The 23,979-nt window shown below is 46.2% G+C and carries 26 protein-coding genes; 18 read left to right on the top strand and 8 right to left on the bottom strand.

Annotated features, from left to right (window positions below; all coding sequences use genetic code 11):
- A partial coding sequence (locus NCCP2222_RS15525; protein ID WP_248513240.1) for an STAS domain-containing protein occupies nucleotides 1–251 on the top strand: 251 nt, incomplete at its 5' end.
- 47 nt (nucleotides 252–298) lie between these two features.
- Here NCCP2222_RS15525 and mgsA read toward each other — a convergent pair.
- Together mgsA and NCCP2222_RS15515 are read right to left on the bottom strand one after the other, a co-directional pair.
- A complete protein-coding gene (gene mgsA, locus NCCP2222_RS15520; protein ID WP_238081208.1) occupies nucleotides 299–718 on the bottom strand; it encodes a methylglyoxal synthase in 420 nt (139 codons plus the stop codon).
- Between the two features lie 33 nt (nucleotides 719–751).
- Nucleotides 752–937: a YhzD family protein gene (locus NCCP2222_RS15515; protein WP_248513239.1), complete on the bottom strand. Its 186-nt coding sequence runs from the start codon at nucleotides 935–937 to the stop codon at nucleotides 752–754.
- 186 nt (nucleotides 938–1,123) lie between these two features.
- Here NCCP2222_RS15515 and NCCP2222_RS15510 point away from each other — a divergent pair, with 186 nt between their 5' ends.
- The 8 genes from NCCP2222_RS15510 to yhaM all read left to right on the top strand — a co-directional run bounded on the left by NCCP2222_RS15510 (nucleotide 1,124) and on the right by yhaM (nucleotide 9,335).
- The gene (locus NCCP2222_RS15510; RefSeq protein ID WP_269135977.1) at nucleotides 1,124–1,321 is read left to right on the top strand and encodes a helix-turn-helix transcriptional regulator; all 198 of its coding nucleotides are present in this window, start codon (nucleotides 1,124–1,126) and stop codon (nucleotides 1,319–1,321) included.
- 3 nt (nucleotides 1,322–1,324) lie between these two features.
- The gene (locus NCCP2222_RS15505; protein WP_248513238.1) at nucleotides 1,325–1,636 is read left to right on the top strand and encodes a DUF2178 domain-containing protein; all 312 of its coding nucleotides are present in this window, start codon (nucleotides 1,325–1,327) and stop codon (nucleotides 1,634–1,636) included.
- Nucleotides 1,637–1,653: 17 nt separating this feature from the next.
- Nucleotides 1,654–1,956 (top strand): DUF2178 domain-containing protein, encoded by a 303-nt coding sequence (locus tag NCCP2222_RS15500; protein WP_248513237.1) that lies wholly within the window; start codon nucleotides 1,654–1,656, stop codon nucleotides 1,954–1,956.
- A 62-nt stretch (nucleotides 1,957–2,018) separates the two neighbouring features.
- Nucleotides 2,019–2,918, top strand: coding sequence for an ABC transporter ATP-binding protein (locus NCCP2222_RS15495; protein WP_248513236.1), 900 nt, complete (start codon nucleotides 2,019–2,021; stop codon nucleotides 2,916–2,918).
- The gene (locus NCCP2222_RS15490) at nucleotides 2,911–4,170 is read left to right on the top strand and encodes an ABC transporter permease (RefSeq protein ID WP_248513235.1); all 1,260 of its coding nucleotides are present in this window, start codon (nucleotides 2,911–2,913) and stop codon (nucleotides 4,168–4,170) included. The genes NCCP2222_RS15495 and NCCP2222_RS15490 overlap by 8 nt, the downstream gene beginning before the upstream one ends.
- Nucleotides 4,171–4,275: 105 nt before the next feature.
- Nucleotides 4,276–5,493, top strand: a complete 1,218-nt coding sequence (locus NCCP2222_RS15485) for a metallophosphoesterase family protein (RefSeq protein WP_248513234.1) — start codon at nucleotides 4,276–4,278, stop codon at nucleotides 5,491–5,493.
- 9 nt (nucleotides 5,494–5,502) lie between these two features.
- Nucleotides 5,503–8,400, top strand: coding sequence for an ATP-binding protein (locus tag NCCP2222_RS15480; protein ID WP_248513233.1), 2,898 nt, complete (start codon nucleotides 5,503–5,505; stop codon nucleotides 8,398–8,400).
- Nucleotides 8,397–9,335: a 3'-5' exoribonuclease YhaM gene (gene yhaM, locus NCCP2222_RS15475; protein WP_248513232.1), complete on the top strand. Its 939-nt coding sequence runs from the start codon at nucleotides 8,397–8,399 to the stop codon at nucleotides 9,333–9,335. The genes NCCP2222_RS15480 and yhaM overlap by 4 nt, the downstream gene beginning before the upstream one ends.
- Nucleotides 9,336–9,395: 60 nt before the next feature.
- Here yhaM and NCCP2222_RS15470 read toward each other — a convergent pair whose 3' ends face one another.
- Entirely contained in the window at nucleotides 9,396–10,271 is an 876-nt protein-coding gene (locus NCCP2222_RS15470) for a peptidylprolyl isomerase (protein ID WP_248513231.1), read from the bottom strand.
- Nucleotides 10,272–10,412: 141 nt separating this feature from the next.
- Between NCCP2222_RS15470 and NCCP2222_RS15465 the strand changes: the two genes are divergently transcribed.
- The gene (locus NCCP2222_RS15465; protein ID WP_238081187.1) at nucleotides 10,413–10,505 is read left to right on the top strand and encodes a YjcZ family sporulation protein; all 93 of its coding nucleotides are present in this window, start codon (nucleotides 10,413–10,415) and stop codon (nucleotides 10,503–10,505) included.
- A 68-nt stretch (nucleotides 10,506–10,573) separates the two neighbouring features.
- On the opposite strand, the gene NCCP2222_RS15460 is transcribed toward NCCP2222_RS15465, so the two are convergent.
- The 5 genes from NCCP2222_RS15460 to NCCP2222_RS15440 all read right to left on the bottom strand — a co-directional run bounded on the left by NCCP2222_RS15460 (nucleotide 10,574) and on the right by NCCP2222_RS15440 (nucleotide 13,181).
- Entirely contained in the window at nucleotides 10,574–10,765 is a 192-nt protein-coding gene (locus NCCP2222_RS15460) for a hypothetical protein (protein ID WP_375709196.1), read from the bottom strand.
- A 133-nt stretch (nucleotides 10,766–10,898) separates the two neighbouring features.
- On the bottom strand, nucleotides 10,899–11,474 hold the full coding sequence (locus NCCP2222_RS15455) for an HTH-type transcriptional regulator Hpr (protein WP_282570716.1): 576 nt from the start codon (nucleotides 11,472–11,474) through the stop codon (nucleotides 10,899–10,901).
- A gap of 142 nt (nucleotides 11,475–11,616) precedes the next feature.
- Nucleotides 11,617–11,979: a YtxH domain-containing protein gene (locus NCCP2222_RS15450; protein WP_248513230.1), complete on the bottom strand. Its 363-nt coding sequence runs from the start codon at nucleotides 11,977–11,979 to the stop codon at nucleotides 11,617–11,619.
- Nucleotides 11,980–12,124: 145 nt separating this feature from the next.
- A complete protein-coding gene (locus NCCP2222_RS15445; RefSeq protein ID WP_248513229.1) occupies nucleotides 12,125–12,649 on the bottom strand; it encodes a tryptophan transporter in 525 nt (174 codons plus the stop codon).
- 106 nt (nucleotides 12,650–12,755) lie between these two features.
- Nucleotides 12,756–13,181, bottom strand: a complete 426-nt coding sequence (locus tag NCCP2222_RS15440) for an HIT family protein (RefSeq protein ID WP_248513228.1) — start codon at nucleotides 13,179–13,181, stop codon at nucleotides 12,756–12,758.
- A 186-nt stretch (nucleotides 13,182–13,367) separates the two neighbouring features.
- Between NCCP2222_RS15440 and NCCP2222_RS15435 the strand changes: the two genes are divergently transcribed.
- The 8 genes from NCCP2222_RS15435 (at nucleotide 13,368) to lgt (ending at nucleotide 23,978) form a co-directional block, all read left to right on the top strand.
- Nucleotides 13,368–14,117: an ABC transporter ATP-binding protein gene (locus NCCP2222_RS15435; RefSeq protein ID WP_248513227.1), complete on the top strand. Its 750-nt coding sequence runs from the start codon at nucleotides 13,368–13,370 to the stop codon at nucleotides 14,115–14,117.
- The gene (locus NCCP2222_RS15430) at nucleotides 14,101–15,303 is read left to right on the top strand and encodes an ABC transporter permease (RefSeq protein ID WP_248513226.1); all 1,203 of its coding nucleotides are present in this window, start codon (nucleotides 14,101–14,103) and stop codon (nucleotides 15,301–15,303) included. The genes NCCP2222_RS15435 and NCCP2222_RS15430 overlap by 17 nt, the downstream gene beginning before the upstream one ends.
- Nucleotides 15,304–15,425: 122 nt before the next feature.
- Nucleotides 15,426–15,662, top strand: a complete 237-nt coding sequence (locus NCCP2222_RS15425; protein WP_238081173.1) for an IDEAL domain-containing protein — start codon at nucleotides 15,426–15,428, stop codon at nucleotides 15,660–15,662.
- A 189-nt stretch (nucleotides 15,663–15,851) separates the two neighbouring features.
- Entirely contained in the window at nucleotides 15,852–17,834 is a 1,983-nt protein-coding gene (gene uvrB / locus NCCP2222_RS15420) for an excinuclease ABC subunit UvrB (RefSeq protein ID WP_248513225.1), read from the top strand.
- A 7-nt stretch (nucleotides 17,835–17,841) separates the two neighbouring features.
- Nucleotides 17,842–20,715, top strand: a complete 2,874-nt coding sequence (gene uvrA, locus NCCP2222_RS15415; RefSeq protein WP_248513224.1) for an excinuclease ABC subunit UvrA — start codon at nucleotides 17,842–17,844, stop codon at nucleotides 20,713–20,715.
- 105 nt (nucleotides 20,716–20,820) lie between these two features.
- The gene (locus NCCP2222_RS15410) at nucleotides 20,821–21,984 is read left to right on the top strand and encodes a DUF4097 family beta strand repeat-containing protein (protein WP_248513223.1); all 1,164 of its coding nucleotides are present in this window, start codon (nucleotides 20,821–20,823) and stop codon (nucleotides 21,982–21,984) included.
- A gap of 233 nt (nucleotides 21,985–22,217) precedes the next feature.
- Nucleotides 22,218–23,168 carry an HPr(Ser) kinase/phosphatase gene (gene hprK / locus NCCP2222_RS15405; protein WP_248513222.1) on the top strand — a complete coding sequence of 317 codons (951 nt, stop codon included), beginning with the start codon at nucleotides 22,218–22,220 and terminating at the stop codon, nucleotides 23,166–23,168.
- A gap of 3 nt (nucleotides 23,169–23,171) precedes the next feature.
- On the top strand, nucleotides 23,172–23,978 hold the full coding sequence (gene lgt / locus NCCP2222_RS15400; RefSeq protein WP_248513221.1) for a prolipoprotein diacylglyceryl transferase: 807 nt from the start codon (nucleotides 23,172–23,174) through the stop codon (nucleotides 23,976–23,978).
- Nucleotide 23,979 lies beyond the last annotated feature (1 nt).

The raw sequence follows: 23,979 nt of genomic DNA, 5'->3' as shown, positions 1-23,979 counted from the left end.
TGGAAATCAGCCGGTTGCGCATTCAAACATTATTTATGGATTTATCAGGCATTGCCAATATGGAGGTCGAAGTAATCGACCAATTGATGAAAATTATTGACGGCGCATCGATGATGGGATGCCGAACTGTGATTACTGGACTGCGGCCGGATGTGGTACGAAACATTATCAGGCTCGGCGTCCGGTTTGATGAACAGACAGAAACGATTGGTTCCTTGCAGCAGGCACTTCGTACGTATTTGTTGCAATAAATAGTAAACCCGCCTCCAAATTTGGAGGCGGGTTTTATTATAATTTTTCACATAAGCCCTTTGGAACGATATTTTTCTGCTGTATCCCGCCAGGAGAAGTAGCCTTTCTCAATCGCACGTATAAGCAGTTCCGCCGTTGCGATATTCGTCGCAAGGGGAACACCATAGACATCGCATAAACGCAAGAGAGCACTGACATCCGGTTCATGTGGCTGGGCGGTTAAGGGATCGCGGAAGAAAATGATGAGGTCCAGTTCCCCGGTCGCGATCATTGACCCGATTTGCTGATCGCCACCCAGCGGTCCGGACATTAGCCGATTGACATGCAAGTCGGTTTCCTCCATAATTCGTTTCCCCGTTGTTCCTGTCCCGTATAACGTATATTGTGAAAAGATATGCTCATAGGCAATGGTAAAGTTCACCATTTCATCTTTTTTCTGATCGTGTGCAATAAGCGCGATGTTCATACAGCTACCTCCGGAAGTATTTTCTTCAGTATATCATGTATGGAAGAGCAATAGCTTCCCTGCAGGCGAAGCCAGGCGATGCGTCTTTTCTGCCAAGCTTTTCTCTTCCAGCATGACCCGTCCTTTTTTCTTCGCTTCCTCGTCCGTCGCCGCAGTAAAAGTCTCCTCCGTCAGCAATTCCCCATTCTTTTCATATGCCGTCAATTTATACGTCCTCATGTGTACCATCCCTCCGTTCACTTTTTTCTATTATACAACGCCATGCTAATAAATGAACAGTCATTCATTCATACCGAAAAATAATATGTAAAGGTTGCTTGACAATGCAATTGAGGTAAAGTAAACTTTACGTAAAGTTAGCTTTACGTAAAAGAAACTTTACAAAACGAGGGGAGGAGCATCCAACTGAATAACTTGATAAAAGAAAAGAGGACGGAGATGGGTTGGACGCAGGACGATCTTGCGGAAAAGCTGGATGTATCCAGACAAACGATCATTTCTTTGGAAAAAGGACGATATAACCCATCCCTCATTTTAGCCTTCAAAATCGCGAAGCTCTTTGCTTGCAGGATTGAAGATATTTTCTTACCGGAGGAGGAATGACAGTTGTACGAAGAATTCGATATATGGGCATTTTTATCCGGGTTGCCGTTAGGTTTGGCGATTGCCGGTATTATCTTCTATTTCAGCAGGAGGAAAGGGAAGAAGGAACGCAGGTTTGACGAGCGCTATACAAATATTCATAGGCAAGCCAGGTCGATCTCCTGGGGAGCGACGACGGTGGCGATTTTAGTTGCATGGGCCATTGTCATGATTGTGGAAGGTCCCAAATTAGCTTTCTTCATCTTAGCTGCAATCTGGGTCATCCATATGATTTCCTACGGCATTGGCGCCGCCATAGCGAATAAACAGAATTAAAAAAGGGGGGATTCTTGATGAATCCAACATTGGAAACACTCGCAGGTTTTATTACAGGAGCGGGGGCTGTCCTGTTAGTCGCATTGCTTTACTTCCGGAAGGGCAGGAAAGAGCGGAGGTTCGATGAGCGGTACGAAGCGGTGCATACGAAAGCGCGGACAATATCTTGGGGCATTACAGTCATTGTCCTTGCTCTTATGTGGCTCGGCGCACTCATTTTTGAAGGTGTCGCTCTCGCATTCGTACTGGTTGCTTCGGCATACGGCATTATGCTCATATCATACGCTGTGGCAGTAATGATTCTGAATAAAAGATTATAAGTGAAACGAATATGCTGCCTATTGCGTAAGTAGGATAGCAGGGAAAGAGAGAGGGGAAACTGATGACATTATTATTGGAGAATGTGACGAAAAGATTTGGTGATTTCACAGCAGTCGATCACCTGAATTTATCGGTAGAAGAAGGGACCATGTATGGTTTTCTGGGGGCCAATGGAGCAGGAAAAACGACAACGTTTCGGATGGTGTTGGGTTTGCTGACGCCTAATGAAGGGACAATTACGTGGAACGGCAAGAGGATTTCCTATGCGACAAGTCCCGAAATCGGCTATTTGCCGGAGGAGCGCGGACTTTATCCGAAGATGAAAGTGGAAGATCAGCTCGTCTTTCTCGGAGAATTGCGAGGCATGAAAAAGAATGATGCAAAAAAGGCAATCGACCATTGGCTCGAACGGTTCGAAGTACCGCAATATAAAAACAAACGGGTGGAAGAGCTGTCAAAAGGGAATCAACAAAAAATACAAGTGATTGCCGCATTGATGCATAATCCGAGACTGCTCATCTTAGATGAACCGTTTTCTGGCTTGGATCCCGTCAATGTGGAAATGTTAAAAAGCGCTATCCTCGATTTTCGGAATAATGGGGCGACGATCGTCTTCTCTAGCCACCGGATGGACCATGTGGAGGAATTATGTGAACAGCTTAGCATTATCCATAAAGGAAATCAGATTGTGAGAGGCTCGCTGCGCGAAGTAAAGCGCTCATTTGGCAGACAAAATGTACAAATCAAAGCGGATCATGATTTGACGGCGTTGGAATCCATTGCGGGTGTTACCGGCTTTACGAAAACGGTAGAAGGGGGCATCTTCCAAATCGAGGACGAAAAGGTTGCTCAACAGTTGCTCACTGGCGCCATGCAAGCCGGCCCGATCCGCCATTTTGAGATTGAGGAACCGTCCTTGCAGGAAATCTTTATAGCGAAAGTGGGGAAAGAGCATGCGTGAGTTTTGGATTATTTTTAAACAGGCTTTTGTCACTAAGGCAAAGGCGAAGTCTTTCATTATTACGACAGCCATTATGGTGGCGGCGATTTTCATATTTGCCAACATCGGCAACATCGTTGACACGGTCAAAAATGTCACTGGGGATGACGAGGCGGCAAATGAGCTGAAGGTCATTGATAATAGCGGTGTGCTTTTCCCGATGTTGAAAGCACAGATGGAATCAGCGGATTCATTGAAGCTTGTGCAATCCGATCTTGCGGAATCCGAACTTGAAAAGCAAGTGAAAGAAGGTAAATTAGATTCTTTTGTTACGTTGAATTTGAACGAGGGGAATACAATCCAAGCGAAGTATATGACGAAAAGCGTCATAGATTTCGATATCCCGGGACAACTGCAAGAATCGCTTCAAACCATCCAAACGCAAATGAATGCTCAACAATTGTCGTTGACAGGAGAGCAGGTCCAGTCCCTTTTCACCCCGATCCAATTTGAGCAGAAAAACGTATCTCCGTCTGCGAAGTCGGAGGAAGAATTGATGCAGGCGAGCGTTCTTGTCTATGTGTTAATGTTTGTCATTTATTTTTCGGTCATCATGTATTCCAGTATGATTGCGATGGAAGTCGCTACGGAAAAATCGTCTCGGGTTATGGAAATCCTAATTTCCAGTGTATCGCCCGTAAAGCATATGTTTGCTAAAGTATTCGGCATTGGAATGCTTGGCATCGTCCAAATTATCATTTACGGTTTAGCTGGATTCATTGCTTTTAATACCTCGAAAACAAAAGAAACAGGCGGTTTCTTGGATATGCTGAATCTATCTAATTTCAATGTCGCCACATTGGTGTATGCGGTTATTTTCTTTCTGCTCGGCTATTTCTTATATGCCACGCTGGCGGCATTGCTTGGTTCGCTCGTCAGCCGGACAGAGGATGTCCAGCAGATGATCATGCCAATGTCGTTGCTGATCGTTGCAGCATTCCTTATTGCGATGGCGGGGCTGAATAATCCGGAACTTGGCTTTTTGAAATATGCTTCGTATTTCCCGTTCTTCACACCGCTCGTCATGTTCTTGCGTGTCGGTATGCTGAACTTGCCGCTATGGGAACCGCTTTTATCCATCGGCATTATGCTAGTCACCTTGTTCCTGCTTGGCTGGTTTGGGGCTCGTGTCTACCGCGGCGGCGTCCTAATGTATGGCCCGTCTCGTTCCTTGAAGGATATTAAAAAAGCAGTTCAACTAGGAAAAGAATAAAAGAAAGGAAGTCTTCTGCGGAGGGCTTCCTTTTATATTTATGTTTCTATTCGTGTTACATATGGTAAAATAGGAACAAATATTCGTTGTGTAAGGAGGAGTGCAATGTCTACGATCCGTTTTATCCATACAGCCGATCTTCATCTTGGAAGTCCTTTCAAAGGGATGACCGACTTGCCGCCATCCCGGCTGGAAGCACTCCGGAATAGTACAATCCGGGCATTTCAGCGTTTGATTGACTATGCGCTCGCATCAAAACCCGATTTTTTGCTTATTGTTGGCGATTTATATGATGGGGAAGATCGAAATTTAAGAGCGCAGTTGAAATTTCAGGAAGGGATGGAACAGCTACATGAGGCAGGTATCCCTGTTATTCTTTCTCATGGGAACCACGATCATTTGGGAGGGACATGGACAAGGGTCGCCTTGCCGCCCAATGTCCATGTGTTTGCCGATACAGTCGAAACGGTGAAATTCCAAGTGAACGGAGAGGACATACTCATTCATGGCTTCAGCTATAAAGAAAGGCATGTTCGGACTCCGATGATCCGTGACTATCCCAAGGCGGAAGGAAACAGCCTGACAATCGGCATGCTTCACGGCAGCATCGCAGGGGATGCAACGCACGATGTGTATGCGCCGTTCACGAAGGAAGAGCTTCTTGAAAAGCAGTATGATTACTGGGCGCTTGGACATATCCACCTTCGCCAGCAATTGCATGAGGAACCGGCCATTATTTACCCTGGCAATATTCAAGGCAGGCATCGAAATGAAAAAGGAATGAAAGGATTTTATGAGGTGGAGTTATCGAAGAGCGAAACGGTGCTTCGATTTGTGCCGACTTCAGAAATCCTTTTTGAACGAGTGGAAGTAAACTGCTCCGGGCTGCGTCACGCAAATGAGTGGATACAGCGATGCGAGGAAGCATTAGAGACAGGTGAAATGAAGCGAGGACGCATCCTCGAGCTGGTTTTGACAGAGGTGGATGCTGAGGCGGCTGAACTATTTAGCCAAGCGCCAGATCATGAATGGCTTGAAGTGCTGCGGGAACATCTCGAGGAGAATGAGCCGTTTGTCTGGATTCGGAGCTTGGAACTGGAACGGCATTCTTCAAGTATTCTTGCGGCGCCGAATCTCATGGTCGATTCGATCGTCAAGACGATGGAAGACTGGGCCATGGATGATTGGCGATCCACTTTGCAGGAAGTTTATCAGCATGTGCGAATGAGCAAGTACTTGGATGTCCTCGACGAAACGGATATCTCGCGCATTAAAGTGGAGGCGGAACAGCTCATAGAAAAGGAAATGATCCGTGGGGAGTGAGGTGAGAAAATGATCATCCGAAAATTGGTCATCTATGGTTTTGGAAAACATGAAAACGTGACAATTGATCTTCAGGACGGCATCAACGTTCTCTATGGCCATAATGAGGCAGGGAAAACGACTATCCAGCAATTCCTACTGCATATTCTTTTCGGATTCCCTCAAAAGAATCATGTTCTACAACGCTATGAGCCGAAGACAGGAGGTAAATATGGAGGACAAGTCCATTTCGACGATCCAGAATGGGGTTCATGCATCGTAGAACGCGTGCGAGGCAAATCGGCCGGTACAGTGACAGTCCTTTTCGAAGATGGTTCTACCGGAGGAGAAGAGGCGCTCCAGCAGCTTCTCCGCCACTATGACCGCTCTTCGTTTGAATCGATCTTTTCCTTCTCCCTCCTTCAGTTGCAAGGATTCGAGAAAATGGATGAGGAACAGTTGAGCAGGACGCTTCTTGCATCAGGAACGACCGGAGTGGTTGCGTTGCTGCAGCTAGAATCAAAGCTTGAAAAGGAAATGGGCGAACTTTTTAAGAGGAATGGAAGAGTTCCCGAAATGAACGTACGATTGGCGGAGTTGCGGGAGTTGGAGAAGGCCTTGAAAGAAGAAAGGGAGCAGGCAGATGAATACGCTCCTGCTATCAATCGTATGATGGCCATTGACAGAAATCTTGTTGAACTGAAGGACGACGAACGAGATTTGGAACAGCAGCGCAAGCTGATAGAAACGCAGCGCCAGACGCTTCCATTGATTGAAAAGGAACGGGGTTTACTGGCTCGGTTAGAGCAACTATCCGTTCGGAAGTTCCCGACGGATGGCATACGTCGGTACGAGATCATCAACGGCAAATTGCTCGACATCTTGGCACGAAGGCAAGTCCTTCAAAATGAGCTGGAGAAACTTAATAGTGCAGGCGAAATGCGAGATCAGCAGTTCCTACCCCGGCTTGACCGGCTCGTTGCAAGAGAAACCGAATGGCATCAATGGCGATCTGATAAGAGAGCCGCATCCGAGGAAATGCGTTTATTGGATACGAAACGAGAACGTTATTTTGCCAGCCTTGGCATTCGTGATGATGAGAAAGCGGCCTTATTGCTTGAAGCGGATGTATCCATCCAGCAGGAGAAAACAATGCTTACGTTGCTGGATCAGCTGCACCAGCAAACGAAACAAGTGGATTATGTACAAAGACAGCTTGCGCAGACAGCCAGTGAAGAGAGGACGATAATGCAAGACAAGCTGCGCTTGGATGAATTGGCTCCTACTGAAGAAGAACAGAAGAAGTGTGCCGACTGGCCGGGCGTTCAGCGACGTCTTGCAGAAGCGAAAGCATTCCTTCAACTGAAGGATACACCTGCCGGGAATCAGAGGATCGTCCCGTTCGCTTTACTGCTGATGGCCGTTCTGCTGGCAGGCGTTGGAATCGTCAGCCAACAATGGACTCTTGCCATTTGTGGCGTGCTGATTGGGGCTGTTGCCACTTTCCTCGTGGTGAAAACGAGAAGTGGGAATCCATCGGATGCAAAAAGAAAAGAGATGGAACAATTTATTGCGCAGCATGCGGAGGAAGAAGCACAGATGGATGCGCTCATTCACAGAGTGGATAGCTATCTCCGGAAGAAAGAAGCGCTGGAAAGTTCTTTACTGGCAGTGAAGCGGAATCGGAAGTCATATGAAGAAGAGCTTCGAATGGCGGATAATAGGACGGACCTGGCTGCTGACGAGCTGTTTACGTTCCTTCAAGCATATGGCTTTGACGAACTGCCAAGTTTGCAGATCATACCGGAAATTTTCCGGATGATACGAGAGCTTCAGGAAGTGGATCGAGAATTATTTGCTGCCCAGCAACGTGATCAGAATGCCTCTCGCAAGCTAGCCGAATGCATGGATGAGGCACATAGTCTGTTAGAAAAAGAAGTGCCCGAAGAAAGCCTTTACGATCACCTGCGCAATGAATGGATGCTACAGAAGGAGCAGATGGAGAAAAAGAAGACAGACGCGGAAAAACAGCTTCGATTGCAAGAGGAACTCGAACTGGTAAATCAAACCGCAGCCATGCTGCAATCCCAGAAAGAAGAACTTTTGAGCGAAGCAGATGCTACAACCGAGGAAGAATTCTATCGTGCATTCGATGTCTTCCAGGATGCCGAACTAGTAAGCAGGCAATTAGATGATCTGCAAAGTCAGCTCCGTATGCATGACCGTTCCAATTGGCCAACCGATCTGTCCATCAACGAATTGGAAGAGGCGGCTAGGCAAGTGGAAAACCGGTTAACAGAAGTTACGAAACAGCAGTCAGATTTATTGGAAGAGAAGGTACGGCTGGCGCATCTGACCAAACGGCTGGCGGATAATGAAACCTATGAACGCATGCTGCAGCAGTTTGAAAACAAGCGGGCTGAATTTGCAAGTCTAGCTAGACAATGGTCATCGAAAAAAGCGGTGGCGGCCGCCATTCGCCAAACGATGGCTGAACTGAAAGAGAAAAAGCTGCCAGGTGTCTTGCGGCAAGCCAGCCATTATTTTTCCGATTTGACAGGTGGCCGCTATGTCGGTTTAACGGTAGGAGAAGAAGGCTTTTTCCGTGCCATCCGCCAAGAGGACAATATGTTGTTTCCGATAATGGAGCTTAGTCAGGCGACGAAGGAACAAGCTTATATCTCCTTGCGCTTGGCACTGGCAGAATCCTTGCACGGGACAGCGCCTTTTCCAATCATTATGGATGATCCGTTCGTCCATTTTGACGGCACACGGCTTTCTCGTATGATAAAATTGTTGAAGAGATTGCAAGCGGAGCATCAGTTCATCTATTTCACTTGCCACGAAACGATGACAAAGCATCTGCATGAAGCAAACATCATTACTGTTTCCGAAATCGGAAGCAATCAGGGGGCGGTTCTTCAATGAAAAAAATAGCAGAGCATCAAGTCGGTGAACCGGTTGATCTTTTTCTGTTAATCAAACAATCCGTTAAAGGGATTACACAGCAGGGCAGTCCGTTCATGACATTAATCCTTCAAGATAAAAGCGGTGATATTGAAGCGAAGCTTTGGGACACGGGCGAAGAGCAGGAAAAAATGTATGCTGCCGCTACGATTGTCAAAGTCGGAGGGGAAATCCATGAATACCGCGGCAAAAACCAGCTGCGCATCAAAAGCATCCGTCCGGCAAAGGAAGAGGAGGGCATCTCCCTTTCTGACCTCGTACCTTCCGCTGCAAAGAGCAAGGAAGAGTTATTTGAGGAGCTGCTTCAATTTTTCTTTGAGATGAAAAATCCACATATCCAGCGGATTACCCGACATATTTTGAAGAAACACCAGACGGATATTATGGTGTACCCAGCTGCTACTAAAAATCATCACGATTACGTCTCTGGGCTGCTCGATCATGTCGTGTCGATGCTGAAGCTTGGAAAGGCGATTGCCGAGTTGTATCCGACCTTAAACAAAGATTTACTCTATGCAGGCATCATCTTGCATGATATCGGGAAAGTAGTAGAATTATCCGGCCCGATCGCAACGCAGTACACAGTGGAAGGGAACTTGCTCGGCCATATTTCCATCATGGTGAATGAAATTTCAAAAGCTGCGGATGAATTAGGAATTGAAGGCGAGGAAGTGACTTTGCTGCAGCATATGGTCTTGTCCCATCACGGGAAAGAAGAATGGGGAAGCCCAAAACGTCCGATGCTGAAGGAAGCGGAAATGCTTCATTATATCGATAACATAGATGCAAAAATGAATATGTTGAACCGGGCGATGGCCAAAACAGCACCGGGAGAATTCACGGAACGTATTTTCCCGCTCGATAATCGTTCTTTCTATAAGCCTTCGTTTGAATAAAAAAATTACAAAGGGCTGTCCCGTACGAGAATTCGTACGGGACAGCCCTTTTATCATTCATTATTTTTTCGCTTTTTCTTCTTTTGCAGGAAGATACGTATCGATCGCGTGTTTGAATTCTTCATCCTTAATATCGATATCTGCATCCTTCACAAGTTCTTTCAAACGAGCTTCAAACGCAACGCTCTTCAAGTTGTTTTCTACTTCAGCTTTAATTTCATCATCTGTTTTATCTGTTTCAGCTTTACGTGTATCAAGCAATTCGATGACATGATAGCCGAAATCGGATTTAACCGGTTCGCTGATTTCACCTTTTTTCAGCTTGTATACTGCATCTTCGAATGGTTGTACCATTTTACCTTGTCCAAACCAGCCAAGGTCACCGCCAGTTTGTTGCGCGACTGGCTCAGTGGAGTATTCTTTCGCTAACTTCTCGAAATCTCCACCGTCTTTCAATTTTTGAATGACTTCTTTTGCAGTTTTTTCATCGTCCACTAGAATGTGGCGGGCATGAACTTCGGTTTTTGCACGTTCGACGCCAGCTTTAACGTCTTCATCAGAAACCTTCAAAGAGTCAACAAGTTTCTTTTGCAACATTTGGGATTTCACGTTCTTCTCGAAGAACTTTTCAGTAATGCCATTTTGCTGCAAATATAGATCGAAGTTGTCGCCATACATATCCTTCTGTTTCTTAATTTCTTCCTTCAATTCTTTGTCATCAATCTTATATTCATGTTCAATCGCTTTTTGAAGAAGCATGTTTTCGACGACTTGAACGCCAATCGCATCTTTCATTTCTTCATAGAAATCATCTTGTGTAATGTTACCATATTTCGTGGATGCGATCACTTCGTCATCGGATGCTTTTTTATCGCTGCAAGCCGATAGGGCAAGTACGGATGTAGCTAAGGAAACGGCAATTAATGTTTTTTTCATACGTTTTCTCTCCTAACTTTTGTCTACAACAGTTGATACTATACCATAAAAACGTATCGAAAACAAAAAGGTTCCATCGGATAAACAGCCTATGAGCTGAAAAAGGCGCCGCATACCATATAGGAGAGAGGAGGTGCTCCAATGGGTGGATATAGCGGGCAAGGTTCCGGTTTCGCGTTGCTGGTTGTGCTGTTCATCTTGCTGATCATCGTAGGTGCAGCATTCTATTACTAAGCAGCAGCTAATTACTAAAGGTCCATTTTCCTTAACGGGAAAATGGACCTTTTCAAATTGTTAACTCATCAGACCTTTAACAGGACTTCTAAGTAAAACGATAAAATTAAAATGGTAATCAGTATATTTACGGTGCGATAGATCTTAGGTTGTTTTTCCTCAGGAATTTCCCTTGACTGACAAAGTGCAAATGTCATTTTGTTTATTTGATATAAGTAAAATAATGAAAACAGAACCGTTACTGTAAGGATCAAATCCATACCTCCTCTTCGTTCCTACTTAATGATAGCAGAAGCAAAACGAAAATGAAATTATTTTTCCTCCCTACCTCGTTTACAGGAAACAGAAGAAGAGGGAGCTAGCCTGGTTTCGTCATGGCCCGGCAGCCCGCTATTAGAATCTCGCCTTCTCGGGTGTATGGACGGCCACCAGGTCACCTTCAGCTTCATCAAATGAATCGTCTATGTTCTTGAAGCCTAGCTCGAAGATTTCCATAAAGTCTTCGCCATAAATATTGCGGATGACAGACATCACTTCCAAAAATTCAGGAAATTTACCATAAATATTTTTGATGGGAAGAGAGCCTTCCAGAATGCCATGCTCAGAATCATAATAGTTTTTATTCATATCTTGCAGCAAGGCTTCCCCTTCTTCGGTAACAGTGATGTATGTATTGCGTCGGTCATCTTCCTTTTTGGAAAACTGGACGTATCCTCGCTCTTCCAGTTTTTTCGAGAAGTTGAAAGCGGTCGATACATGCATAACCCCGAATTTTGCGACATCAGAAATCGTTGCACCTTGCAGATGGTAAGCGATCCACAAAATATGGTGCTCATTAATATTGAGATCATAAGGACGTATCCATTGCTGCCAGTCTTTTTCAACGGCTTTCCAAAGAGCCTTCGACATTTGGGCAACCCGTTGGCTATAAATCATCGCCTCTTTACGAGAAAACTTTTCTTCCAATATAAAATACCTCCAACTTCGTATATTTTACTAGTTCTTTCATTATAGCAGGAAAGTAACAAAGAAAAAAGTTGGAATTGCAACAATATTAATTTTCTGATGAAAAAAGGGTTATCCCGCATTGTCAGGATAACCCATAAACTACTTATCGATGTTGTTCTGCGATCGATTTCTCCAGCTCTTCGAGTGAGTTTTGAATCGCGAGAATTTCTTTTTCCAAACGCACTTGATTGGAAGCGGTGGACATTTGCCATTTCTCAATTGATTCCTTTACTCCATCAACAGTCTCCGGAATATATTCCTTCGCTTCGTTCGCCAAATGCTTGACTGAACTTTTCATATCGGCCAATTTCACTTTGACGTCCTGGAGTTTGTATTTCAAATCGCTGGATGCGCTTTTCACAGAGCCACGCAATTCTTTGCCCGATTGGGGAGTTGAATAAAGGACCGTAACAGCTGCGGCTGCCGAGCCTGCGACAAGCCCTAGTATAAATGTGGAAGCTTTCATTTGAATCCGCTCCTTCCTTATATAATAGTATTCCTTTTATAGTTTTATTAAAACATGAGGGGCGACCCGCCGGCAAGGAAGAACATGCTGCCGGCGGGGGCTGGACAAATAAAAAAACCTTCCGCTGGAAGCGGAAGGTGATCAATCAATTGGATAAAGCTGTTTTAAATGATGTCCGTTTCAATAGATTCACAATGATTGGATAGATAATGAAGAAGACAACCCCGTTCATTGCCACTGCAGGCAAGACAACTGTGACAAACAGCAAACCGAACGGCACGTTGGCACCAATCACGTAAATCGCTGCTGAAAGAAAGATCGTACCGGATAAAATGGTGCCGATACAAGCAATCACTGTCGAAACGACAAGCTTCTGCGACAGCTTTTTCAGTAATAAAACGATGGCGAAGATGACAAACGCCGTGATGAACTTATCAATAATATTCGGCAGGAATCCGCCAGGGAAGCTGGTGAAAATTCCGGATAGAACCCCGGTTGTCGCGCCAAGCAAAAAGACACTTCGCACATCAGGGAATAAGAAGATCCCGATAAACATCATCGTTAGCATGAAATCAGGCTTCATGCCCTCCCCGTAACCTGGAATGACAAGATACAACGCAGCACCGACTGCCACCAAAATGGCCATGAGCATCAAATTTTTCGTATTCATTTCTCAACTCTCCTCAACTGTTCTCTTTTAGTCCTCCTGCCGTATCCTCGTGATCGGCAGCGAAAACGTACATGCATTATATAATTTTTCAGACAAACATTCAAGGTTAGTTTTGCAATTTGGATCGAATGCCCTCTGCAATTTGTCGGATACGATCTTGAGGCAGTTCCTCAACTTTCGGGTCCCAAGTGAATTGAAAACCATCCGTCTGATCAAATCGGGGAATGAAATGCATATGGAAATGGTATACAGCCTGTCCCGCAGCAGAACCGTTATTTTGAAGAAGATTTAAACCGGCTGGTGTAAATTCTTCCTTCAAAGCGTTCGCTATTCTTGGGGCAACTGAAAAAAGACGCGCAGCTTCATCTTCGGTCATGTCATAGATGTTTTCCCGGTGAGTTTTAGGGATCAGGAGCAAATGCCCCTCACTAACAGGTCCTATATCCATGAAGGCGACGACATGATCATCCTCATAAATAATTTCTCCAGGAATGGAGCCTTCAATGATTTTGCAAAATAAACAACTGGTCATTGATATACATCCTTTCGTCGTATGGTTTCCCCTTTTATCGGGAGAAGGGGGCCCCCCTCGCGCGCTCTTTCGCAAGGCGCGGCATTAATTTCAATAGTGTAGCATATTTTTTCATAAGAAGGGTGAGATGGACGAAGCATTCCAGTTAGATATTTGTTAAAATGAGGTGAAGAATGGAGGATGGTCATGGCAATTCTCGAAGTAGAACATGTAACAGGCGGTTATACCCGCAATCCGGTACTGCATGACTTGTCGTTTGAAATTAAGAGCGGCGAGCTGGTGGGACTGATCGGATTAAACGGTGCGGGAAAAAGTACGACAATCAAACATATTATCGGGCTGATGAACCCACATAGCGGCGATATCCGGGTCAATGGAATGACCTTCAAGGAAAGCCCCGAGCAATACCGAAAATCCTTTACGTATATACCAGAGACACCGATTTTGTATGAGGAACTCACGCTAAAGGAACATTTGGAGCTGACAGCAATGGCCTATGGCGTCAATCGTGACGTGTTCGAGGCAAGGTCGGAACGATTGCTGAAAGAATTTATGATGGAGAAGAGATTAAAATGGTTTCCGGCCCATTTCTCCAAAGGGATGCGTCAAAAAGTAATGATCATGTGCGCATTTCTTGTGGAGCCTTCTTTGTATATTATCGATGAACCTTTTGTCGGCCTCGATCCGATCGGCATTCAATCGTTGCTGGACCAGATTACGGAGCGGAAGAACAACGGGGCTTCAGTCCTGATGTCCACCCACGTTTTATCGACGGCAGAAAAGTATTGCGATCGCATCATCTTGTTGCATGAAGGACGAGTTCGTGCGCACGGGACGATGGACGATCTACGGAAGGCTTTCAATCGGCCAGGCGCCTCATTGGATGAGCTTTATATCGCAATGACAAAGGAACGGAACAATGAAGGACGTGCGTAATATTTGGAGCGACCGGTTCATTCATTACATGAACGAGGTCCAGCGGTATATGAAATTTGTTTTCACTGGACATTTGGCGATCGTTCTCGTCTTTACGATCGGCGCTGGCGGTTATGCCTATAGCAACTGGCTGAAAGAAGTGCCCGAGAACTTCCCGGCAGCACTCCTGGCCTCCTTGTTAATTGCATTGCCGCTTGCAATGTCAGCCCCGGTTACCTTGTTGAAGCCGGCGGATGTCGTCTTTTTCCTTCCTCTGGAAAGCCAGCTGGATCATTATATGAAACGATCTTTGAGATGGACGTTTTTCTCGCAGCTGCCTATCCCGCTTCTTTTGTTCATCGTCGCAATGCCGCTCTTGTCTGCGACACATACAGGGGGGACAGCCAGCTATGCGGCCGCTGCCGTCTTTATTGTGCTTTTGAAATGGCTGTTCGCAGAGACGGAATACTCTTTTCATCATGCCAGAAGCGGGCATGCGATCTGGATTGACCGATTGATACGCTATGTCCTGGCTTTTGCTATCCTTTATTCAGGGTTGGTCGGCATGCCTTACGTTTTAATTGGAGCCGGGCTGGTTGCGGCACTGTATGATGTGTATTGGAGAAAGGAACGCAAAGAAAAACCATTCCCCTATGAGCACTTCATTAAGATGGAACAAAATCGGATGATGCGGTTTTATCGATTTGCGAACTATTTTACAGACGTTCCCCACTTGAAAGGCTCGGTCAGCAGAAGGAGATGGCTTGGCCCCATCTTATCGAACCCGGTCTTTGGGAAGACGAAGCCACAGGCATTCTTAGTCAAGCGGACATTGGTCCGGACAGATGATATTTTCTGGTTATGGGTCAGGCTCACCGTTTTGTCTGTGTTAGGTGTCCTCTTCATCCCGTTTCTGATCGGCGCTTATATCTTCACGGGAGCATTGGCTTTCGCAACTGCTCTCCAGCTATATAACGCGTTGAAAATGGGCGATGACTTCCGGATGGATATGTTGTTTCCCGAAAGTGACAAAGAGCGGTCGCAAGCATTGCGAACTACAGTGAGAAATGCACAATGGCTGCAGGCGCTCGTTGTAGTAGCGGGAGCATTCTTTATGTTCGGCTTGTCTGTTCAGCCTATCTTGATTGGGCTTGTGGTCATGCTTATTTCGGAAGCTACCATCCGATCTGCATCCAAAGAAGCTTAAAACCGGGACATCTCTTCCCTTGGATAGTTAAATCGGTTCAAAAAATAGAATATTCCCAAAACCCTTGCAACTATTCTGATTTGTTATGTATAATAACGAAAAGGGCATCAGGGGTGAGGGAGATGGAAAATAACTATTCGTATACAGAGTTCCTAAAAGCCGTGGGAAAAAACAGTTCGACGATGCATGCCGAAAAGCTACTGAACGAAATTTATATGGATCTGTTCCTCAACCATATCCACCGCGAGCAGACGAAGAAAAGATTGCTGGAAATGATCGATGCATCACTTGATAACCGTGATGTCTCGGCATTTGAAAGGTATACGGATGAATTGTTAAAGTTAGAAATGGTCAATTGATGAATAAGACGCTGTACAGGGTTTTTACCTGTACAGCGTTTTTATTTGTTCTGGGGAAAAATGGGTATAGATTCGTAATAAGCAGGAATTATTTCGCTTGCTGCATTAAAAAACGTACGTTCGCTTATTTCTTTAGATATGGCGAGTACTGTGATAGAATAAAGACAATTCATTCAGGGAGGGACTCGTATGGTCCAAACTTTCAATTTACAAGCCCCTTACACGCCACAGGGTGATCAGCCATCCGCGATCGCCAAGCTCGTGCAAGGGGTCAAAGAGGGGAAAAAGCACCAGACCTTGCTTGGGGCTACCGGGACAGGCAAGACGTTCACTGTTTCCAATGTAGTAACCGAAATTAACAAACCAACCCTAGTCATAGCACATAATAAAACGTTGGCAGGGCAATTATATAGCGAATTCAAAGAGTTCTTTCCAAATAACGCGGTTGAGTACTTTGTCAGCTTCTATGACTATTACCAGCCGGAAGCGTACGTGCCTCATACCGATACGTATATCGAGAAGGACGCGACCATCAATGATGAGATTGATAAGCTTCGCCACTCTGCAACCTCTGCTTTGTTTGAGCGCAATGATGTCTTGATCGTCGCTTCGGTATCTTGCATTTACGGTCTCGGTTCTCCGGAGGAATACGGCAAACACGTCGTTTCGCTTCGTCCGGGCATGGAAATCGGCAGAAATGAACTGCTTAGAAGGTTCGTAGATATCCAGTATTCCCGCAATGATATCGCCTTCACCCGGGGGACTTTCAGGGTAAGAGGAGACGTCGTAGAAATCTTTCCGGCGTCCGAGGATGAGCACTGCATACGCATTGAATTTTTCGGGGATGAAATCGATCGGATCCGTGAGGTGGATTCATTAACAGGTGAGATATTAGGGGAAAGGGAACATGTCGCCATCTTTCCGGCCTCCCACTTTGTCACCGGCGAGGATAAGTTGACGAAAGCCATCGCCAACATTGAGGTCGAGTTGGAAGAACGGTTGAAAGTGTTGCGCGAACAGGACAAATTATTGGAGGCGCAGCGGCTCGAACAGAGGACTCGATACGACCTCGAAATGATGAGGGAAATGGGGTTCTGTTCCGGCATCGAAAACTATTCAAGGCATTTGACCTTGCGTCCGGCCGGAGCTACGCCATATACGCTACTTGATTATTTTCCGGACGATTTTCTCATGGTTATTGATGAGAGCCATGTTACGCTGCCGCAGGTCCGTGCCATGTACAACGGCGACCAGGCACGGAAGCAAGTGCTTGTCGATCATGGTTTCCGCCTTCCTTCCGCGCTGGACAACCGTCCATTAACGTTCGATGAGTTCGAGCGGTATGCCCACCAGTCCATCTTTGTATCCGCGACACCGGGTCCATATGAGATCGAACATTCTCCGGAAATGGTTGAACAGATCATCCGTCCGACAGGATTGCTTGATCCTATCATTGAGGTGCGGCCGATCGAAGGCCAAATTGATGACTTGATTGACGAAATCAATGAGCGTACGAAGAAGAATGAAAGGGTATTGATTACTACACTTACGAAGAAAATGTCCGAGGACTTGACCGATTATTTAAAGGAGATTGGCGTAAAAGTTCAATATCTCCACTCCGAAATAAAAACGCTCGAGCGGATTGAAATTATTCGTGAGCTTCGCCTTGGAACATATGACGTCCTAGTCGGCATCAACTTGCTCCGGGAAGGCTTGGATATACCGGAAGTATCCCTTGTTGCCATTTTAGACGCGGATAAAGAGGGCTTCCTCCGATCAGAAAGATCGCTCATCCAAACGATTGGGCGCGCTGCCCGGAACTCGGAAGGACATGTCATCATGTATGCGGACCGTTATACCGATTCTATGAATAAGGCAATCGAAGAGACGAAGCGGAGACGGGAAGTGCAAATGGCGTACAATGAAAAACACGGCATCACTCCGACGACAATTAAAAAGAAAGTGCGGGATGTTATCCGGGCGACTCAGGTTGCCGAGGATGCGGTATCCTACGTGGAAAAAGCGACAAAAGGAAAGTCGTTGACGAAAGCGGAGAAAGAGACGCTCCTCGTCTCGCTCGAAAAAGAGATGAAAGAAGCGGCGAAAGCTTTGGATTTCGAAAGGGCCGCGGAATTGCGTGATACGATTCTAGAATTGAAGGCTGAAAGGTGAAATGCACATGAGGAAGAATGAGATAGTCATTCAAGGGGCACGTGCCCATAACTTAAAAAATATTGACGTGACGATACCGCGCGATAAGCTGGTCGTGATGACCGGTCTGTCCGGCTCCGGGAAATCTTCGCTCGCTTTCGATACGATTTATGCGGAAGGCCAGCGCAGATATGTTGAGTCGCTGTCTGCCTATGCACGCCAATTTCTTGGACAGATGGACAAACCCGACGTGGATGCCATCGAAGGGCTGTCTCCTGCCATTTCGATCGATCAAAAAACGACGAGCCGCAACCCGAGATCCACAGTCGGTACGGTAACCGAAATCTACGATTATTTACGATTGCTTTATGCGCGAATCGGCAAACCAATCTGCCCGGTGCACGGAATTGAAATTACATCCCAGACGATTGAACAGATGGTCGACCGGATTATGGAGTTTCCTGAGAGGACACGCCTGCAAGTGCTGGCTCCCGTCGTATCCGGACGGAAAGGCACACATGCCAAATTAATAGAAGATATTAAGAAGCAGGGATATGTCCGAATTCGTGTCGACGGGGAAACAATGGACCTCGATGACAATATCGAGCTGAATAAAAATAAAAAGCATACGATCGAAGTGGTCATTGACCGTATTGTCTTGAAAGAAGGCATCGAATCACGGTTGAGCGACTCGCTCGAATCTGCACTGCGTTTAGCCGAAGGAATGGTGCTCGTCGATATCATCGACGGAGAGGAATTATTATTCAGTGAACATCATGCTTGTCCGCTCTGTGGGTTTTCCATCGGAGAGCTGGAACCAAGAATGTTCTCTTTCAACAGTCCTTTTGGTGCGTGTCCGGAATGTGATGGGCTTGGCACTAAGCTGGAAGTGGACCCTGATCTGGTCATCCCGGATCGTGCATTGTCCTTAAAAGAAAATGCCATCGCTCCATGGGAGCCAACCAGCTCACAATATTATCCTGAATTGCTTAAGACGGTCGCGAAACATTTCGGCATTTCAATGACAGATCCGGTGAGCGAGCTATCGGATGAGGATTTGAACAAATTGCTTTACGGTTCGCGAGACGATCTAATCAAATTTAAATATACAAATGAATTCGGCAACACCCGAGTGAACAATATTTATTTCGAAGGGGTATTGGCGAATGTAGAAAGGCGTTTCCGCGAAACGTCTTCCGATTATATTAGGGAGCAAATGGAGAAATACATGGCGCAGCGGCCATGTCCGGCATGCCATGGCTATCGCTTGAAGCAAGAGGCGCTGGCAGTGAAAGTGAACGGCCGCCATGTTGGCCAGGTGACGGAATTATCCATAACGGAGGCAGACCGTTTCTTTAAAGGCCTGACTCTGTCAGAGAAAGACCGCCAAATCGCCAATATGATTTTGCGAGAGATCGAAGAGAGACTCGGGTTTCTCATTAATGTCGGTCTCGACTATTTAACATTATCCCGAGCGGCGGGTACATTGTCCGGAGGGGAAGCACAGCGTATCCGGCTGGCGACTCAAATCGGCTCCCGCTTAACTGGTGTCCTTTATATTTTGGATGAGCCGTCTATCGGACTTCATCAACGGGACAACGACCGGCTGATTGGCACGCTACAAGATATGCGGAATATAGGAAATACGCTCATCGTCGTCGAACATGATGAAGATACGATGATGGCTGCCGATTATTTGATTGATATCGGTCCTGGCGCTGGAGCTGCAGGAGGACGGATTGTCTCTGCCGGCACGCCAGAAGAAATTATGAATGACCCGAATTCTTTGACGGGGCAATATTTAAGTGGGAAACGGTTCATTCCGCTGCCACTCGAAAGAAGAGAGCCTGATGGCCGGAAAGTGAGCATTACAGGCGCTTCGGAAAACAATCTGAAACATGTCGATGTCGACTTCCCGCTCGGGCAATTCATTGCGGTGACTGGCGTTTCAGGTTCCGGGAAAAGTACGCTTGTCAATGAAGTGCTTTATAAAGTCCTTGCCCAAAAACTGAATCGCTCCAAGCAGAAGCCTGGAGAATTCGATTCCGTTTCTGGAGTCGAGGAACTGGAAAAGGTAATTGATATTGATCAGTCTCCGATCGGTCGTACGCCGCGTTCGAATCCTGCGACCTACACAGGCGTCTTTGATGATATTCGGGATGTATTTGCGATGACCAATGAAGCGAAAGTGCGGGGCTATAAAAAAGGGCGGTTCAGCTTTAATGTGAAAGGCGGCCGTTGTGAAGCATGCCGAGGGGACGGTATTATCAAGATCGAGATGCACTTCCTTCCAGATGTCTACGTGCCTTGTGAGGTGTGCCACGGGAAACGGTACAACCGTGAAACACTGGAAGTCACATATAAAGGTAAAAATATTGCGGACGTCCTAGAGATGACGGTGGAAGATGCGCTGATCTTCTTCGAGAATATACCGAAGATCAGCAGAAAGCTTCAGACGATTGTGGATGTCGGACTTGGATATGTTCAATTAGGGCAGCCTGCGACGACATTGTCTGGCGGTGAAGCGCAGCGTGTGAAACTGGCTTCTGAATTGCATAAACGTTCCAATGGCAAGACGTTCTACATTTTGGATGAACCGACGACAGGTCTCCATGTCCACGATATTTCGAAATTGCTCCTCGTCTTGCAAAGACTGGTTGACACAGGGAATACCGTCCTCGTCATCGAGCATAATTTGGATGTCATCAAGACGGTCGACCATATTATTGATCTAGGACCGGAAGGCGGACAAAAAGGCGGACAGATCATTGCAACCGGAACACCGGAGGAAGTGGCGGATGTACAGGCTTCTTACACGGGTAGGTATTTAAAACCGATCTTGGAACGGGACCGCGAGCGGATGAAAATGAAAATTGAGGAAGCCCAATCCGTCAGCAAGTGAAACTTCCGCACGTCCGATTCGTATATATAAGTATTACAAAATGGGTGGCAGCCGTTTTTTCCTTACGGCTGGTGCTCCATCCATTACTAATGAGGAGGCGGAACAATGCAAAACGAACGCAAACGTATCCTGACTATGGTAGAAAACGGCACCATTACGATCGAAGAGGCGCTTACTCTATTGGAAGCAATGGAGAAGAATTCGAATGGGACCTCAGCAAAGGCGGACAATTCATCCGACACTTCGTATAAAGAGCCTACATATGAAGGCCGGGTGGAAGAAGAACCGAAATCTGCAAAAAGGGACGAATCCATGGATGACTTCCTAAATGATTTGCGGAAAGATGTCGGGCATGTCGGAGAACGATTTATGCAATTTATGCAGACTGCCGTGCAACGGGTAAAAACTTTCGACTTCGATGCACCGTTCGGTTCAGGCAGTACCTTCACACATTCTGTCATTAAGCCAGTGGACGATCTAAAAGAAATCATCGTGGACATCGACAATGGGAAATTGACGATCCAGGTGAATGAAGACGCAGAAAGCAATGAAGTGGTTGCCGACTTCACTGTGAAAGTGTTCAATCAGAAAACAGAAGAAGAAGCGAAAGAGGAATTCCTTAAGAAACTTGTGTTCATGAATGATGAGGGCCGCCTCCGTCTTGTCAGTGATCTGAAATTAACCCAAGTGAATGTGATCCTCACAGTACCGAAGAAAGATTACGACAAGCTATCGATTCGGCTGTTGAACGGAGAAACGGTTTTAAACGACTTGGCGACAGAAAAACTGTACTGTAAGACGGCAAACGGTAAAATTGAAGGCTCCCACTTAGTTTTCGGAGAAGCCCAATTGGAAACAGGTAATGGGAAGATTCAACTGAAGGAAATTACCGGAGAAGAACTGGATGCTGAAACAATGAACGGCCGGGTATATGTCAGTGGTGCGGTCAAGGAAGTAGAAGCGAAGTCGCTTAACGGCCATGTCGTCGTGACAACAACCGATTCCGATGCACGCAAAGTAGAAGCCCGTACAGTTAGTGGCTCTGTAGAAATCTATGTGCCATCTGACGTACCTTTGTCTGGTGAGATTTCAACGAACATGGGACGTCTTGACTTGCAGCTTCACGACGTACAGCGCACGCGAGTGGAAGAACAGTTCCTGCAGCGATCCATTGGTTTCCATAAGAATTCCGATGAAGAACGCACGCCGCTTTTCGTTAATGGCGAAGCCAAAACAGGCTCTGTCATCGTTTGTTACAATGTGAAATAACATATGAAAGAAGAGCCGTCATGATTTTTTCATGACGGCTCTTCTCTGTGTCTACTTGGAGCAGAGTAGTGGGTAGTCCTTAAACAACGCATAGGATGGATGGTTCATCTCAAAAGTTCTCAAGATGGTACCGGATTTTTTATCCAATTCTCTGTTCTCACGCAGAATTGATTTCAATTGAAACGGTTCATGGTAAAATGGTGCAAGGACATACGATGAAAGGTGGGGGAATAATGTCAAAGGTGATCGTGAAGGATATACAAGAAAAGTTCGATCTTGCACTGTTAGCAGGAGAAGCAGGGCTGAACCGCAGCATTACATTAAGTGATATCTCAAGGCCTGGCCTGGAATTAGCCGGTTTTTTTGAATATTATCCCGCCGCACGCGTGCAATTGCTAGGTAAAACGGAGCTAGCGTTTTTTTATAGCCTTCCGGCTGAAGTCCGAATGGAACGGATGGAGCGGCTCTGCTCAGACATGACGCCTGCCATTATTGTCGCACACGGAGAGGAAGCGCCAGAGGAGTTGAAATCGGCTGCCGAGAAATGCCGAATCCCCGTCCTGCAGACCGATAATCCGACCACTCGTTTTTCCGGCATGCTGACAAATTTTTTAGAGGGACGGCTTGCGCCGATGACTACGGTGCATGGGGTATTGGTGGATGTGTATGGGATTGGCGTCCTCATTACCGGTAAAAGTGGTGTCGGAAAGAGTGAGACCGCGCTGGAACTGGTGAAACGGGGCCACCGCCTCGTCGCAGATGATAGTATTGAAATTAGGCAAGTTGCCAAAAATGTATTAATCGGCAATGCGCCAAAACTGCTTCGGCATATGCTAGAGATACGGGGCATCGGCATCATTGATATGATGACGTTGTTCGGGGCCAGCGCAGTAAAAGATGATAAACGTATTTTACTCGTTATTGATCTAGAAGTATGGGATCCGGTAAAAGTATATGATCGGTTAGGCATCGATGAGGAGAAGATGGCAATCATGGACTCCGAGTTGACCAAGCTAACGGTGCCAGTGCGGCCGGGCCGGAATTTATCGGTTATCATCGAAGTCGCTGCCATGGATTACCGGATGAAACGTCTTGGGATCAATGCAGCCGAGAATTTTACAAAGAAACTAGAAATGGAAATAAACAGGAAAACGGTACCTGTGGAATCAGAGGGGAACGAATGATTTATGTTTGAATTAGCTGCAATCAATCCGGTTGCATTTGAGCTCGGGCCGATTTCGGTCCGCTGGTACGGCATTTTAATTACACTCGGAATCGTGTTGGCATTCATCGTTGTGCAGCGGGAAATGGTTAAGCGGGGCATGCATCCTGATTTTCTGACGGACTTGCTCATTTGGGCCGTGCCAATCTCAATCATCAGTGCGAGGATTTATTATGTCATTTTCCAATGGGATATTTATAAGGATCATCCTGCCGACATCATTAAAGTATGGGAAGGCGGCATTGCGATACATGGAGCTCTGATTGGGGCATTCCTCACTACGTATATCTATACGAAGAAGCGGGGCATTTCGTTTTGGAAAGTCGCAGATATTGCGGTTCCCGGTATTTTGATCGGCCAAATCATCGGCAGATGGGGGAACTTCGTCAACCAGGAGGCGCATGGTGGACCGGTATCCGAATCGTTCAAGCAGAACACCATCATTCCTGACTGGATCATGAATCAAATGACGATCGATGGCGTGACGTATCATCCGACCTTCCTGTACGAATCTCTCTGGAATGTTGTCGGGCTGTTGATCGTATTAGTTATCCGGCGAATAAATTTGAAACGTGGAGAAGTGTTCTTCTTCTATCTCGTCTGGTATTCGATCGGCCGCTTCTTCATTGAAGGCATGCGGACAGATAGCTTGTATGGTGGGGACCTCAGAGCTGCGCAAATTGTTTCTATCATTGCCATCATAGCTGGAGTGAGCCTGTTCATTTACAGACGCTTCATACAAAAAGTAGAAGTGAATTATCAAGATAAATAAG

The organism is Sporosarcina sp. NCCP-2222, from assembly GCF_023168145.1.
Classification (GTDB): Bacteria; Bacillota; Bacilli; order Bacillales_A; family Planococcaceae; genus Sporosarcina.
The sequence above is the reverse complement of the archived record's forward strand: the minus strand, read 5'-3'. Positions and strand labels throughout refer to the sequence as shown.